14 protein-coding genes and 1 tRNA gene are annotated in these 15,126 nt (G+C 56.6%); 8 read left to right on the forward strand and 7 right to left on the reverse strand.

Annotated elements, in window-relative coordinates:
- Positions 1-25: 25 nt before the first annotated feature.
- Complete coding sequence (locus ACR0AC_RS00795) at positions 26-1,060, reverse strand: RluA family pseudouridine synthase (protein WP_480871653.1); 1,035 nt, start codon at positions 1,058-1,060, stop codon at positions 26-28.
- On the opposite strand from ACR0AC_RS00795, the gene ACR0AC_RS00800 reads away from it, so the two are divergent.
- Positions 1,059-1,364 (forward strand): DUF6476 family protein, encoded by a 306-nt coding sequence (locus ACR0AC_RS00800; protein WP_480625888.1) that lies wholly within the window; start codon positions 1,059-1,061, stop codon positions 1,362-1,364. The two genes, ACR0AC_RS00795 and ACR0AC_RS00800, sit on opposite strands and share 2 nt — an antisense overlap.
- A 10-nt stretch (positions 1,365-1,374) precedes the next feature.
- On the opposite strand, the gene ACR0AC_RS00805 is transcribed toward ACR0AC_RS00800, so the two are convergent.
- From ACR0AC_RS00805 to ACR0AC_RS00820, 4 genes are all read right to left on the reverse strand, one after another.
- Positions 1,375-3,282 carry an ATP-grasp fold amidoligase family protein gene (locus tag ACR0AC_RS00805; RefSeq protein WP_480871654.1) on the reverse strand — a complete coding sequence of 636 codons (1,908 nt, stop codon included), beginning with the start codon at positions 3,280-3,282 and terminating at the stop codon, positions 1,375-1,377.
- A gap of 25 nt (positions 3,283-3,307) precedes the next feature.
- Complete coding sequence (locus ACR0AC_RS00810) at positions 3,308-4,363, reverse strand: glycosyltransferase family 2 protein (RefSeq protein ID WP_480581597.1); 1,056 nt, start codon at positions 4,361-4,363, stop codon at positions 3,308-3,310.
- Positions 4,364-4,394: 31 nt separating this feature from the next.
- Complete coding sequence (locus ACR0AC_RS00815) at positions 4,395-5,090, reverse strand: class I SAM-dependent methyltransferase (protein ID WP_480871655.1); 696 nt, start codon at positions 5,088-5,090, stop codon at positions 4,395-4,397.
- Positions 5,091-5,152: 62 nt separating this feature from the next.
- Positions 5,153-7,036 (reverse strand): glycosyltransferase family 2 protein, encoded by a 1,884-nt coding sequence (locus tag ACR0AC_RS00820; RefSeq protein ID WP_480871656.1) that lies wholly within the window; start codon positions 7,034-7,036, stop codon positions 5,153-5,155.
- A 380-nt stretch (positions 7,037-7,416) separates the two neighbouring features.
- Between ACR0AC_RS00820 and ACR0AC_RS00825 the strand changes: the two genes are divergently transcribed.
- On the forward strand, positions 7,417-8,523 hold the full coding sequence (locus ACR0AC_RS00825; RefSeq protein WP_480871657.1) for a glycosyltransferase: 1,107 nt from the start codon (positions 7,417-7,419) through the stop codon (positions 8,521-8,523).
- A complete protein-coding gene (locus ACR0AC_RS00830) occupies positions 8,510-9,292 on the forward strand; it encodes an FkbM family methyltransferase (protein WP_480871658.1) in 783 nt (260 codons plus the stop codon). Before ACR0AC_RS00825 ends, ACR0AC_RS00830 begins: the two co-directional genes overlap by 14 nt.
- Before the next feature lie 126 nt (positions 9,293-9,418).
- Here ACR0AC_RS00830 and ACR0AC_RS00835 read toward each other — a convergent pair.
- Positions 9,419-9,505 (reverse strand) — tRNA-Leu (locus ACR0AC_RS00835).
- Positions 9,506-9,646: 141 nt separating this feature from the next.
- Here ACR0AC_RS00835 and ACR0AC_RS00840 point away from each other — a divergent pair.
- On the forward strand, positions 9,647-10,306 hold the full coding sequence (locus ACR0AC_RS00840) for a DsbA family oxidoreductase (RefSeq protein ID WP_480871659.1): 660 nt from the start codon (positions 9,647-9,649) through the stop codon (positions 10,304-10,306).
- Positions 10,307-10,345: 39 nt separating this feature from the next.
- The gene (gene lipB / locus ACR0AC_RS00845) at positions 10,346-11,002 is read left to right on the forward strand and encodes a lipoyl(octanoyl) transferase LipB (RefSeq protein ID WP_170451408.1); all 657 of its coding nucleotides are present in this window, start codon (positions 10,346-10,348) and stop codon (positions 11,000-11,002) included.
- A 459-nt stretch (positions 11,003-11,461) separates the two neighbouring features.
- Here lipB and ACR0AC_RS00850 read toward each other — a convergent pair whose 3' ends face one another.
- Complete coding sequence (locus tag ACR0AC_RS00850) at positions 11,462-11,878, reverse strand: HIT family protein (RefSeq protein ID WP_480871660.1); 417 nt, start codon at positions 11,876-11,878, stop codon at positions 11,462-11,464.
- Positions 11,879-12,172: 294 nt separating this feature from the next.
- On the opposite strand from ACR0AC_RS00850, the gene ctaD reads away from it, so the two are divergent.
- The 3 genes from ctaD (at position 12,173) to ACR0AC_RS00865 (ending at position 15,110) form a co-directional block, all read left to right on the forward strand.
- On the forward strand, positions 12,173-13,831 hold the full coding sequence (ctaD, locus tag ACR0AC_RS00855; protein ID WP_170451412.1) for a cytochrome c oxidase subunit I: 1,659 nt from the start codon (positions 12,173-12,175) through the stop codon (positions 13,829-13,831).
- 143 nt (positions 13,832-13,974) lie between these two features.
- The gene (locus ACR0AC_RS00860; RefSeq protein ID WP_170451414.1) at positions 13,975-14,574 is read left to right on the forward strand and encodes a 2-hydroxychromene-2-carboxylate isomerase; all 600 of its coding nucleotides are present in this window, start codon (positions 13,975-13,977) and stop codon (positions 14,572-14,574) included.
- Positions 14,575-14,618: 44 nt separating this feature from the next.
- Positions 14,619-15,110: a DUF2244 domain-containing protein gene (locus tag ACR0AC_RS00865; RefSeq protein WP_480871661.1), complete on the forward strand. Its 492-nt coding sequence runs from the start codon at positions 14,619-14,621 to the stop codon at positions 15,108-15,110.
- The last annotated feature ends 16 nt before the right edge of the window (positions 15,111-15,126 follow it).

Consider the following 15,126-nt stretch of genomic DNA (forward strand, 5'->3'; position numbering starts at 1 on the left):
AGCCTTACTCACGACAGTTTGCGGATTATGTCAGCGGTGTGCGCAGAGTGTCGATCAAATTCTGCATGTCGGCGGGCAATTCGGCCTCAAACCGCAGGTTTTCGCCCGTTACAGGGTGTTCAAAGCCCAAAACAGCGGCATGAAGCGCCTGTCGCGGAAAGGCGCGCACGGCTTCGGCAGTCATCGGGCTAAAGGCTTTTGCCGCCGGTTTGCGCTTGCCGCCATAGACCGGGTCTCCGACCAGCCCGTGCCCGGCATGGGCCATGTGAACCCTGATCTGATGTGTCCGACCGGTTTCCAGCCAGCATTCGATCAGCGCCAACCCTGCAGGAGCGCCAAACGTCTCGACAACCCGTGCCCGTGTCACGGCGTGCCGCCCGCCATGGAACAGCACAGCCTGTCTTTGCCGATCCGTCTTGTGCCGCGCCAACTGAGTCGTCAAACGCATGATGTTGCCGGGTTCGAAGCTGACCCCCTTCGCCCCACGCAGACGCGGATCATTGGCATCGGGCACCCCGTAGCAGATGGCGCGATAGTAACGCTCGACACTATGCGCCTTGAACTGAGCGGCCAGCCCGTGATGCGCCGCGTCTGATTTAGCGACGACCAGCAAGCCGCTGGTTTCTTTATCTATTCTATGAACAATGCCGGGGCGCTTGACGCCACCAACCCCGGAAAGATCCTTGCCGCAATGGTGCAACAGAGCGTTGACCAGCGTTCCATTGGGCGAGCCCGGCGCCGGATGCACCACCATTCCGGCCGGTTTGTTGATCACGATCAGGTCTGCGTCCTCATAGACAACCTGCAGCGGAATATCCTCGGGGCCGATATGGCTGTCTTCGGCTTCGGCGACGGTGATGGCCACCGCAGTACCTTCGGGTACTTTGTATTTCGGATCGAGAATCGTGGTCCCGTCAATGGACACCGCGCCCTCTTCGATCAAACGCGCCAAACGGGTGCGCGACAGGTTCTCATCGGCTGGCACATCCCGCGAAAGCGCCTTATCAAGACGAGGCGGCGGATCGGCCGCGATCTGAAACTCTATCTGGCGGGTGCCCATGACTGTTCCTTCCGACCCCCAAGACGAACCGCAAGAGACGCCGCAACTGCGATTGCTGCGGCGCATGGTCATGCTGCTGACCGCGGTGATGATTGGCGGGGTTCTAGTGACATTCGCACTGATTGTCATCCGCTTAACGGACCGCACCCCTACCCTGCCCGATCAGGTCGAATTGCCCGATGGAGCAAGCGCGCAGGCGGTCACGATTGGCAACAACTGGTACGCGGTGGTGACCGATGACAACCGCATTCTGATTTTTGACAAGACAACTGGCCGGTTGCGTCAGGACATCCCCGTCGAATAGCCCCGCGATTTTAGTTCGGGAACAAACGTGTCCCCGTCCACGCCTCCCCCAATTGCGCGTCCAACTCGGGCGTGCGCATCTGACGCTTGCCGCCAAAGGGGCAGAGCGTGATTTCACCAAGGTAAATCTTGTCGCCAATCGCATAGAGATCCACCCGCGCAAATTCGACCCGCTGACCAATCGCTTCGGCGATCTGAACCATGTCGTCAAACCGTTCGGGCCTTGGCTCGGTGTCTTCGCTGGTTTTGAAATACAACTCTTTGGGAATGAAGTTGAAATCCCGGTCGTGGATCATCTGCACATGCCCGCGCGAGCGGTCCCGGTCGACCTGAACAAGCTGCACCCGCCCGGCGACAACCCAGAATTTCCAGTCGATGATATCCTCGCCTTCGGCGGCAAGGTCTTCTTCGATGAAATATTGCGTGTCTATGGTCGAATACCACCATTCGGCCGCCCAATATCCGTGCGGGACCGGCTTCTTGCTCCAGTTGACAAGCTTTTCGTTGGCCAGATCATGTTCTTCGGCGGTCATGGGCCAGGTCATACGATGATTTTGACCCTGACCATTGTTGCACTTAAGCCAATAGCTACCCGGTTCCAGATCAATATCCGCCGGCAACTCTGGCGTTGGTGAATTCCAGTACCGTTTGACAGGGGTTAGAAGATGTCTGGCGGTGTCCGGCACATATCCTTCAGCAGTCAGCTTATCCGCGGCAGAGACAACCGGCATCTCGGCAAACAGCTTCATGACCAACAGTTTTTCCGTCACGGTCTTCGGGTTGGACAAGTCCGGCAAATAGCGCTGGTTGTTGGCAAAGCGCGATAAGGACATCGACAAGGCATGCATGCGGGACACGTCGCCTTGATAATGATCCCAGCCCCGTCGGTGTCCTGCGCGCGGCTCGCTGTTCACACCGTAGAGACCGCGCTCTCTGATCTTGTCCAGTTCAAGCTGAGCGACCTTAAGATACTGTTCCGAATTGGAAACCTGCGCAACGGACATAACACCTTTGGTGGATGCACTGATCTCTTCCTTGCTGATGCGCAGTTCAGGCAGGTCACCCGGAAACACGATCTTCTTCGGAGCGCCCTTGCCCTTTCTCGGCAAAGGCGCATCCGCCGGGCGGATGCCCAATCCCCGCAATCGCCGATCCAAAAACGAATGACGGTTAATTCCTTTGGCGATCCACCACCGCATCCGACGGCCCCAAAGATGCACAGCAAGGGTTTCGTCCGTTAGATACTTCCGTCGGAACTCGCGCGCGGAAATATCGTTCGCCTGCCCCGTGTGCCGGAACGGAAGGGGATAGAAAACCGAAACAGGGCTCGCGTGTTCAATCTCACCATGGTGCCTCAGGAACCATGTCAGCACGCCTGGCCCATACACACTGTGCGCTTGTTCCGACGCATGAGGCAGCTCACCGGTGCGTTTCTGGCGTTCCAGCTCTTCCCGCTCTTCACCCTCGATCCACGGGCGGATCGGGAACGGATCAAGGCTGTATTCAGTGTAACCCCGCAATGCCGGACTGTCAGATGGCAACCGCATGATCGCGTTGCAGATCGTGGTATTGTTGAAATACCCAAAAATATGATCCGCTTTCGGGATCGGGGCCAGCGAGATTACATCCGTATCGCACCACAGAAAATCGGTTTTCTTCATAAGTTGCAGCCGGAAGATATCCGACTGCGGGACCGGAGTTTTGAACTGGTTGTTCATGATGAATTGCTGCGGCTCGTGAATTTCATTTGCCGACACCAGCTCGATACCTTCGGGTACGTTTTCGACCTCGCCATAGTGGAACAGCACCACTTTGTGTCCGTTCGCCACAAAGGACAGCAGGCACATCTGCTCGAGAAAACTCAGCGGTCCTTCCAGCCAGAGCATTCCAACCGTCGGAAGCTTGTTGTCGACAACCATTAATTCGATTCTCCGGGGTCTTTAATCACATATCCGGTTGATTTTGATCAGACGGGCGCGGCAAAGGTTCGCTTCTGACGCGCTCGCGTACGCCACGATCCTGTTCAACAAAGCTGGCTGCGGGTCGCTCCACAAGCCGTTGATACAGTTCATTATAATCCGGAACCTTCATAAGGTCGGAAATAAGGTCTTTGTGCCAGCGAAACGCCCTGCGATGCAACCGCTGCAGCACCTCGTCCGATTTGAACTGCTTCAGCATCTCTGCCGTTTCATCCTGATAGCACAGAATGGTTTCATCGCGCGATCCACCTCGGTTCCAGCGATCCCAGTATTCGGTTCCAAGGGTCTGAGACGAATGGTTCGCCCGGCCGCGGCTGCGTTTTGCCAGATATGCTTGGGTCGAGCGCACGGCATAGTGGTTGATCTGCGCGACCTCAAAGCCAAACGGCGGCGAGACGTGGTTTCCGAAGGGCGCGGGTTCCCTTGCGTGCCCACCCGCCACAGAGCGGAACACGCTGGACTGGAACTCGGGCCTGGGATGCGGGTTGTGCAGACCGAAGCGGTTGTAAAACTCCCCCTGCCGGAAGATCGACTTTACAAATCGCCGCCCGGCCCCGCCCTGTTCAAAATCCAGTTCGCCGTCAAGAAACTGCGCCGTGACCGGAGAATCCCGCAACACATGACGACCATTGTTCGAGAATATCTTCCACGGGATCGAGATAACATCCACATCCGGGGTCGCCTCGATCAGGTCGTCGACCTTGTGGTTCCCGACATGGATATTCAGAAACTCGTCAGCATCGCAGACATAGATCCACTTCGCCTCTTTCACCACCGGCAATCGACGCGCCTGCCGAAGGGCAGACCGGTGAATCCCTCCGACGCCGACCCGGTTGCGGCGAAACTCGACATGCCCGAGCTCTTGCAGCCGTCGCAGGATACGGTTTGTCCCGTCCGAGCAATCGTTGGTGTAGACAATAATCCTGTCAAAGCCAAGCACCTTGTGATGGGCCACCCATTCAAGAATGTAAGGCCCCTCATTCTTCATGGCAGTGATGACGATTTTTTCAGGGTTTTGCATCTGATGCGCTCGGTCTCAAAACTGGGTCAGATCAGCCTTTGCTATCATCCTGAGGCTTGATCTTCTCGATCGCGATCTGTGCGCCTGCGATGGCCCGGATACGCAGGTGGCGCGGGTACTGGCCCAGGAATTCGTTCACGGCACGGATCACCCCGTCCCCCCACCAGCCACGGCGGTGATAGTCATCAAACGCCATGATGCCGCCGATCTTCATCTTGGGGAACAGCGCGGCCAGATCTGCCGAGACACCCTCGTAGGAATGATCGCCATCGACATAGGCGAACGAGATACTCTCTTCGTCAAACAGTTCCAGGGCGGGAACCGAGAAATCGCGAATGATGCCAACCTTGCCCTCTTCGATCTCGGCCTCGAACGCCTTCACGACCTTTTGGAAGATCGCCTCCATCTTTTCGTCTTCGGTCCGGCCGACAAAGGCGGTGGTATGGGATTCTTCGCCAATGTGCTTCCACGGGTCGATCAGGAACAACTGACTTGGCTCGATCAGTTTCAGAATGGTCGGAGAGAACTCGCCCTGCCAGACGCCAATCTCAACCGCGACGCCACCCTTGGGCAGCCTTGAGAGAAAGGTCCGACGGATGGCCTCTTTCGAATTCTTGCGCTTGGTCGCCTTGTCCGCCTTCGGTTTCAGCGGGCTTCCGGGTGCTGCACCTATGACCTTGGGTTCGTTTGACATCTCGACCTCGCTTGGCAGACGGGTTTCAGTCACACACAGAACCCGTTTTGTTCATTGAGCAATGGCTATCACGCCAACAAGACAAGAGCCAGAAGCTAAGTCTCTTCTGCGTTAAGTGGCGGTAACTTGTCGATCCCAAGCCACGGTGGTTGCAGACTGGTCACCCTGTAACGGGTCGCATTCTGCCCCAAAAAGCTGTTGATGGCCGCGTTCATCCCAGCATAGGACCCACCCCCACGGCGCCGATAGGTCGTGAAAGCGATGCTTCCACCGGGGGCGAGGACGCGGTCAATCCGGCGTAACAATTGGTTCGTGATACGTTCAGAGCGCACACCCCTAATGATCGCAACACCAACAGATTCATTTTTGAAGAATTTAAGCATCAGTTGTGGCATCGCACGGTAGATACGCAATCGCCCTGCTAGAATTGGTTCACGAAAAAACTCCAAAAATGCGTAGAACGCGCGGTCCATTGCCTGAAGGTCCGGGTTCTGCGTTGTGTCATCACAAGCGTAGCCGTCCCACGACAACCCCCAAGGTGCCAGGATCGTCAGCCTTGCAACCGACTGTAAGGCAAGAATCTCTTCAACGATTTCAGTTTCAACCTGCCCAATGAGAACCCAATTTTTCTTCCCACTAATTGACTGCAAGAAATCTCGCCGCTGCTCTGCCGTTCTTGCGATTTCGGGCGAAGCAATAGGCAGATGGCAGGAATCCTTGGGATCAAAGGGCACAGAAACCTGTGTTGGTTCGGTGATGATCGCGTGCTGCGCGGCAGCCTCTTCATACTGTAGCGGCGTCTCCAGAGCATCCAGTCGCACAAACCACGGATAATTCTTTGGTTTCGAGTTCTGCGCTTTCGCCATTTGCCCAATGCGGTTCCACTTGGCGACCTGAGCAAATGTAACGTTTGGATCTTTGTACATCGTAGGATCAAAGGAAATATTGGCCTCTTCAATAACCCCCAGATCCAGCGCTTTCACATTCTGCCCGCCTTTGAAGTTCCTGTATTTCTTTATAAAACTGCTTGCAGCTTCGGTTTCCCGAATGACCGAGATCCGATCCTTGTGGAATGCCACCGCTTGCTGGTGCAATTCATCCAGAACAGTGTCCGACCGCAGCCGATCAAAGGTTTCACGAAGACGCGCAACCTTTGACAGGATCGAGGTTTCTTCAACCTCGTTATAGCAGTGCAAATGCCAATACGCCTGCCCGGTCGCCTCCATCTTCGGATGAAAGGCCGTGGTATTCACGTCACCCCGTACGCGCTTCATCAGGTAGCTTTCAATGGACCGCACCGCATAGTGGTTCATGCGGAACAAGTTGCCCCCGAACCCTGCACCGGTGGTGGAAAAGGCCCAGCCCCTGCGCCGCATCGCGGGCGGCAAAGGATCCCCGTCCCCGTCAATCCAGGCAAAGCGCTCTGCCTTGCCACGAACAGGTCCACGAGGACGGTGCGTATTGAGCGCATAATACGATCCGTTGTTTCGGATCAGAGATTTGAACGCGCGCAGATTTTGTGGCAGCACTGCACCCAGCTCGCCTGCTTTGGTGAACTGTTCGGTTATGAAGCGATCTTCAAAATCCACGATCCCATTGTGACCAAACAGCTGCCACAGCGCCGCGAACCCGTCGGCATGCGGCTGTGCCTGAAACAGGTCATCCAACGTTCCGTCGCCGATGCGGATGTCAAAAAACTCATCCACATCGCACACCATGATCCACTCGGCTTCCTTGTACCAGGGATGCTGCATCGCATTTGAATAGGCCGACGCCTGTGGCCCAAAATCCCACGGACCCGGATTGTCGATATGGGCCAGAAACCCAAGCTCTTCACACCGTTTCAGGATGACATCCGTCCCGTCTGAACAGTCATTCGAGTTGACAATGAAATGCGTGAACCCGATTGAAAGATAGTAGGCTATCCACTCCAGGATGAACGGCCCTTCGTCTTTCATCGTGGATACGACAAGTCTCATCAACTATTACCCGTGACCTTCATTCCGAACCGTAGGAGTTCCTGCAATATCAGGCCTTGCCGGGCGCTTGCAGACAAACGTGAACGCCCAGCTTTGTTACGGTTCCGCACCGGGCTTTGCAAGCGAGCAGACGTGATCGCACGGACACGATGCCCCGACAATTGTCCCTTTTCCAAATAAGCGCCTTGCCACTTGACCGGCGTGTCATGCACCACGAACAACGTGATCGTACACAGCAAGTGATCAGTCAATTGCCTTGCGCAACCGATATGCGACGACACAGGCCTTACTGGTTGAGGTCGGCAGGCGGATTGTTGATACAGGTAAATGCGACGATGACTTTGCGTTGCGCTTTAAGGGCCTGAATAGGGATTGAGTTAATGCCGACGATTTTTTCCAACGCGCCGCTGGGGAACAATCCGTATCAGAGCATGATTTACAGCAGTTTCTCAGGCTACGATGTCCGGGTTGTGCGGCTCAAGGCGTTTTATGCTGGTGAACTGCCCCCTATGCAAAAGGGTGACATATACTGGATACATTGGGAGACAGTTGAGTTCGGCAGCAGGAATGACATCCCAGCTCAAGATCGTTTTGCAAAGATCGAAGCAGGTTTGGCGGCGTTGAGAGAAAAAGGCGTAAAAATCGTCTGGACCGTTCACAACTTCCACCCGCACAATTCTGCAAGGGACATGGACACCATCCACGAAGGGCGCGCCCTGCTGGTTCGGCAAGCAGACAAAATTCACTTGCATACGCCTTATGCAGTTGAGCTGATGACCGAAACTTACGGAATACCCCGGGAAAAAATCCTACTGGTCGCGCATCCAAGCTATCTGGGGGTCTACGAGCCGGCCGAAGACACTTTGGCGCGGCGTGGCGCTCTCGCACCATCCCAGCACCGCAGGTTTGTTCATATCGGAAAAGTGCAGGAAAATCGCGGCGGGCAGTTTATGTGGCAAGCGCTGAAATCGCTCTACATCCGGGATCGGTCGTGGGTGCTGGACATTGCAGGGGCCGTTATCGCGGGCGAGCGCAAGGGGCAGCAACCGATCCGGGAAATGCCCAATGTCAGGTTTCACGACAGATATCTGCCAGATCAAGACCTGCGCGACGTCGTTGCAGGTAGCCATGCCTGCGTCGCGCCGTTCAGCCGAATTCTGACGTCGGGTTCGGTGAACCTGGCGCTGACCTATGGCCTTCCCATTGTCGGGCCGAACGTCAGACCGCTTAGAGACCACCTTCCGGACGCCGTACACGAGTTCCTATACGCAGACGGAAATCCGCGCGGCATGATGTTCCAAATGCGTAAACTGATCGATTTTGATCCCGAAGACCTGCTGAAAATCCGTGCGGTCTGTATGGATCATGCGGTATCAATTCGGCCGGAATTGCAAAGCCGGGCGTTACGGGACGCGCTGAACGAAGATAAGGCTTCCGCTTCTCAGGCCACTTCCAAACCCATGGGGCTGCTGAATGCCAAAGATTGATGCTTTTTCGTTTCGTAAATTGCTGCGATCCGTCGGCCTGAAAGTTGTCGAGTTTGAAAGTGGTGACTTCATCGGCCCCCGACCAGTCATGCGCAGGCTCAACAGCGCAGGCCTGACCGTGATCAGCGGCGGTGTGACTGCGAAGAACCTTGGCAGTTTCGGCTTTGATGTGGACACAATCCTTGATGTCGGCGTGGACGCCGGAACCCCTTTCCTGTACGAGGCTTTCCCCGACAAGAAGTTCATCCTGTTCGATCCGATTGAAGAAACAGCCCAACGGGTTGCACCATGGCGCGAGCGTATCGATTATGACCTCAACATCGTGGCGTTGGACGCAGATGAAGGCCAGGCCGAACTGATCATCCCCACCACGGATCGCAAACGGCGATCTTTGGCGAGTGTCGCGGGTTTCTCCGAAGAGTATGAAAATCGCATCGTGAAGATGGAAAAGCGCATCGTGGATAAACGGCGCCTTGATTCCTACACCTCCGACATTCCTGGCCGGTTTGGTCTGAAGATCGACACGGAGGGCAATGAACTCGCCGTTATCCGAGGGGCCGAAGAAACCTTGAAGCGGACCGATTTCGTCATTGCAGAGGTCTCGGTAAAACGGCGTTTCAAGAACGGGTACCGGTTCAGCGATTTTGTGGCAGAGATGGGCAAACACAGTTTTGAATTGATAGAGGCCCTGCGCCCCGTCGACAGGGACGCGCCCGATTGTGACTTGCTGTTCGTTCGGTGGGACTCAAAGTGGTTCGATTTAGAGTAGCCGTTGGTTCACAAAGCAGCTTCGGGAAACCAGTTGACGAGCTGAGGGAACCAACGCAGCCCGGCACCACACCGAAAGCCCAATGCTTCGGATTAACGCCCTAAACTGCATGTTATCTTGAAAATTTGGTGCGGTCGAGAAGACTCGAACTTCCACGGGTGTTACCCCACAGCGACCTCAACGCTGCGCGTCTACCAATTCCGCCACGACCGCACTGCCAGTGACTTGGTAGAGGGGCGTATAGACGCTGATGCTGGCGATGTGAAGAGGCAAAAATGTCTTGGTTTAAATTCGCTCAGGCCAAGCTTATCTATCGCAAGGAAGCCAAAGAATTCGATCTGACAGGAAACTGATATGACCAGCACTGACCCGCGCCCGATTGTTCAGGTTGATATTGTTTCGGATGTTGTGTGCCCCTGGTGTATCATTGGCTTTCGACAGCTCGATCTGGCCTTGCAGCAGCTGGGCATTCTGGCGCGTCTCAGGTGGCATCCGTTTGAACTGAACCCCAATATGCCGCCCGAGGGCCAGAATCTGCGCGAGCATATTGCCGAGAAATACGGGTCCACGCCCGAGCAAAACCAGCAAGCCCGCGACAGGTTGACCTCATTGGGTGCGGAACTTGGGTTTTCGTTCAATTTCAATGATGAAAGCCGGATTGTTAACACGTTTTCTGCGCATCAGTTGTTAGATTGGGCCGAGGGTCAGGGGCGCCAGCATCCGCTGAAGCTGGCGCTGTTCGATGCCTGTTTCACGCAGCAACGGGATGTCTCGGACATTGACGTCCTGATGGATGCGGTAGGGACCGTTGGTCTGGACCCTCAGGCCGCGCGCATTGCGCTGGAATCGGGCGCGCATGGTGCGCCTGTGCGCGAGAAACAGCAATTCTGGACCAGCCGTGGTATCTCGGGCGTGCCGTCGATGGTGTTTGGCGGCAAGTACCTGTTGACCGGCGCGCAGGGCACAGACACCTACGCGCAGGTTCTGCAGCGCTGTCTGGCCGAGGCGGCATAGGCCCTTCCCCCTGCCCCGCATGCGCGATATGAGGCCAGCATGGAATGGAAAATCACCGATGGTTTGACCCGGTACGAGGACGCCGTTGCCTTTATGGAGGCGCGCGTGGCCGCCATCGCCGCGGGCGAGGCGGATGAATGTGTCTGGCTGTTGGAGCACCCGCCGCTGTATACGGCCGGGACCTCTGCCAGGATCGAGGATCTGACGGATCCGGACCGGTTCCCTGTCTACGAAAGCAAACGTGGCGGGGAATACACTTATCATGGACCCGGACAGCGCGTGGCTTACGTGATGCTGGACCTCAACACGCGCGGCCGCGATGTGCGGCGGTTCGTGAAACAGCTGGAGACCTGGGTGATTTCCGCGCTGGCGGAATTCAACGTTCAGGGCGAGATTCGCGACGGGCGCGTTGGTGTCTGGGTCAGGCGCGATGACAAGCCGCTGACCGTGACCGGCAAACCCGCCGAGGACAAGATTGCGGCAATCGGCCTGCGCCTGCGCAAGTGGGTCAGCTTTCATGGCATCTCGGTCAATGTGGAACCGGATCTTGAGCATTTCTCGGGGATCGTTCCCTGTGGCATCACCGAATATGGCGTGACCTCGCTGGTCGATCTTGGTCTGCCGGTGACGATGGGTGATATGGATGCCGCACTGCAGAAGACATTTGCCGAAGTGTTCGAGAACGCAGAGGTCTAGCGCCCCAAAGGCACCCGGTCGGCGAATCGAAAAGTGACGTAAAGGGAAACAACAATGCCCTCGCAACTGCTGTTCTGTTTCCCAAGACAGGGGCAATTTCAGCAGAATTAGGCGGAATTATCGTTTTCTTTAACTAAAATTCAGTTCTTCTGGATACATGGGACTCGTTAAAGAGTAACATATAACGACCAGTCTAGAGTGAGTGGTATGTTAACCGGTGCTCCGGGGCTTGCCCCCGAGAAATCCGATAAGTGTTTGGTTACGAGTCTGCCGTTCCGACCCCAAATCGGAACGGCAATTCTCAGGCCCCGCTCTTCCCAGCCATCTGAATTGCTGCATCGCAACGCGAAAATGACTCCGCTTAACTTCTGGGCTTTGCCATTGCCACGCAGAGTGGCGCGGGATCAGGGCAGTTGGTTTGGTCCAGGAACCGCCCGCTAGATTTTTGAGGCCCTAGGATTACAAAGCCGCTTTGATCTTCTCTGCATGTTCGGCAATCAGATCGAAATCCCCCATTTTACCGGGCGGGCGCATCGACACGCCCTCGTGACGGGGCAAAACGTGGAAATGCAGATGGAACACCTCTTGCCCGCCTGCGGCCTCGTTGAACTGTTGGATCGTGATGCCATCGGCAGCAAAGGCCGTCTTCGCGGCGACGGCCAGTTTCTGAACGGTCGCCATCACGGCGCTTAACTGTTCCGGTGTGGCGTCCAGAACATTGCGGCAGGGTGCTTTCGGGATGACCAGAAAATGTCCGTCCGAACGCGGCATGATATCCATAAAGGCCAGCGTGTCGTCATCCTCATACACACGGGTCGAGGGGATTTCCCCGCGCAGGATCTTGGCGAAGATGTTATCCGGGTCGTAAGCTGACATGGCGGGCCTCTGGTTTGGAGCGTTTCCCACCGTTCTGCGGGTCCGGCGGCAGGTGGTCAAGGTGGAACCGCCAAGCGCATGGCGCCGGTCTCTTGAACAATCCGAAGACATACCCAGATATGGGGCTGCTTCAGGCCCAAAATCGCGATGCAGTCCCCTGCCCGCGACAATTATTCTTGATCCAGATCAAACTCGGCCATTGAAGGTGCTGACTTCGCATTCTAAAACCAGCAGGAAACCCGCGCGCCGGAGAGGTCCGACTGCGCGGTGCATTTGCAACAGGAGGCACCTATAATGGCAGACGCAGCCATTCATGGTCACGATCATGAAGACCAGCGCAGTTTCTTCGTGCGTTGGTTCATGTCGACCAACCACAAGGACATCGGGATTCTCTACCTGATCTTCTCGGCGCTGGCCGGGTTTATCTCGGTCGCGATGACGATCTACATGCGGCTTGAGCTGATGCACCCCGGTGTTCAGTACATGTGCATGGAAGGCTTCATGGCCGACCCCTGCACCCCCAACGGTCACTTGTGGAACGTGATGATCACCTATCACGGTGTTCTGATGATGTTCTTCGTGGTCATCCCGGCGCTGTTCGGCGGATTTGGCAACTATTTCATGCCGTTGCAGATCGGTGCGCCGGATATGGCGTTCCCGCGGATGAACAACCTGTCCTTCTGGCTGTACGTCGCTGGCACCTCGCTGGGCGTCGCCTCGCTGCTGAGCCCTGGTGGCAATGACCAACTCGGTTCGGGTGTGGGCTGGGTTCTGTACCCGCCGCTGTCGACGACCGAGGGCGGCATGTCCATGGACCTTGCGATCTTTGCCGTGCACGTATCGGGCGCCTCCTCGATCCTCGGCGCGATCAACATGATCACCACCTTCCTGAACATGCGTGCCCCGGGCATGACCCTGTTCAAGGTGCCGCTGTTCAGCTGGTCGATCTTCATCACCTCGTGGCTGATTCTGTTGTCCCTGCCGGTTCTGGCGGGCGCGATCACCATGCTGCTGATGGATCGCAACTTTGGCTTCACCTTCTTTGATCCGGCCGGTGGCGGTGACCCGATCCTGTATCAGCACATCCTGTGGTTCTTTGGCCACCCCGAAGTGTACATCGTGATCCTGCCGGGCTTCGGCATCATCAGCCACGTGATCGCCACCTTCTCGCGCAAGCCGATCTTCGGCTACCTGCCGATGGTCTGGGCAATCATCGCGATCGGTGTTCTGGGCTTCGTCGTTTGGGCGCACCATATGTACACCGTTGGCATGTCCCTGCGTCAGCAGGCTTATTTCATGCTGGCCACGATGGTCATCGCGGTTCCGACCGGCGTTAAGGTCTTCTCGTGGATCGCAACGATGTGGGGCGGTTCCATCGAGTTCAAGACGCCGATGCTCTTCGCCTTCGGCTTCCTGTTCCTGTTCACCGTCGGCGGTGTGACCGGTGTGGTTCTGTCGCAGGCTGGTATCGACCGCGCCTATCACGACACCTACTACGTCGTGGCGCACTTCCACTATGTGATGAGCTTGGGTGCCGTCTTTGCGATCTTCGCGGGCATGTATTTCTACTTCTCGAAGATGACCGGTCGTCAGTATTCCGAGTTCTGGGGCAAGGTTCATTTCTGGATGTTCTTCATCGGCGCCAACCTGACCTTCTTCCCCCAGCACTTCCTGGGCCGTCAGGGCATGCCGCGTCGCTACATCGACTATCCGGAAGCCTTCGCACAGTGGAACTTTGTATCGTCTATCGGCGCGTTCATTTCGTTCGCTTCGTTCCTGCTGTTCTTCGGCATCGTGATCTACGCCCTGCTGCGCGGCGCGAAAGAAACACGTCCGAACCCGTGGAACGAGTACGCAGATACGCTGGAATGGACCCTGCCCACACCGCCGCCTGAACACACGTTCGAGCAGCTGCCAAAGCAGGAAGACTGGGACAAAGGCCACGCGCACTGATCCGGTCAGAGACCTAAGAAAACCCCGCCCGAACAGGCGGGGTTTTTTCTTTGCCCTACGCCAATGCGGTGCACAGATCGCCAGATCACGAAAAATACGCTAGAATGGTTCGGGCAACTGATCCGGCAACCCTGGGGGTTCAGATGCCCGAAATCGACTTTTGGTACTCGATTGGCAGCACCTACAGCTTTCTCACCGTCATGAGGCTGGACGACTGGTGCGCGGAAACCAATGCGACCGTGAATTGGCGCCCGTTCAACGTGCGCACGATCATGTCGGCGCAGCAGAACATTCCCTTTGCGGGCAAGCCGGTCAAATCCGCCTATATGTGGCGCGACATTGAACGCCGGGCGGCCAAGTACCGCATCCACGCCAACCTGCCGGCCCCCTACCCGATCTCGAACCTTGGGTTGGCCAATCAGGTGGCACTGCTGGGTATGCAAGAGGATTGGGGCAAGGAGTTTACGCAAAACCTGTATCGTATCTGGTTTGAAGAAGGCGTCGAGGGCGGCAGCGAAACCGCATTGTCCGAGGCCTTGCTGCGCTGTCAGCAGGACCCGCGCCTGATCCTGTCCCGCGCCCGCAGCCCGGACTGCATCGCCGCGCTGGATGCGCAAACCGAGCAGGCCACAAGGCTGGGCGTATTTGGAGCCCCAAGCTTTGTCGTAAGTGATGAGGTTTTCTGGGGCGACGACAGGTTGGATGACGCCTTGTCCTGGGCTCGTGTCGGGCATGTTGTGTGACAATAAACCTTAGACACGACCGCAGACTGCGCTAGGTTTCGGCCATGCCGTATCAATGGAATCAAGCCTCGGACACCGAACAGGAACTGCGCCTGTGGCCGCATAACTCATTACCGCCACGTGGGGCGATGATTGTGATCCTGTCTGTCTTCCTGTTTGGCCTGATCCCGATACTGGCGATGCTGGGATCGGTCATCTTGTGGGGTTTGCTGCCGTTCTTGCTGCTGACCGTTCTGGGCCTATGGCTGGCCATTCAATCGAACTACCGCGCCCGCAGTGTTTGGGAAGTTCTGACGCTGGACGGAAACCAGGCCCGGTTGATCCACCAAACACCGGGCAGACAGGCACAGGAATGGTCCTGTAACCGCTACTGGGCACGACCCGAAATGCACGAAAAGGGCGGGCCTGTGCCGCATTACGTCACCCTGATCGGAGACGGGCGCGAAGTCGAGATTGGCGCGTTCCTGTCCGAGGATGAGCGCATCACCCTCTATGACGATCTGGTGCAACGGCTGCGCGGTTCTGCCGCGCAGTGAGCGTTGCCAACAGGGG

The sequence above is a fragment of the Ruegeria sp. H7 genome (assembly GCF_056532945.1).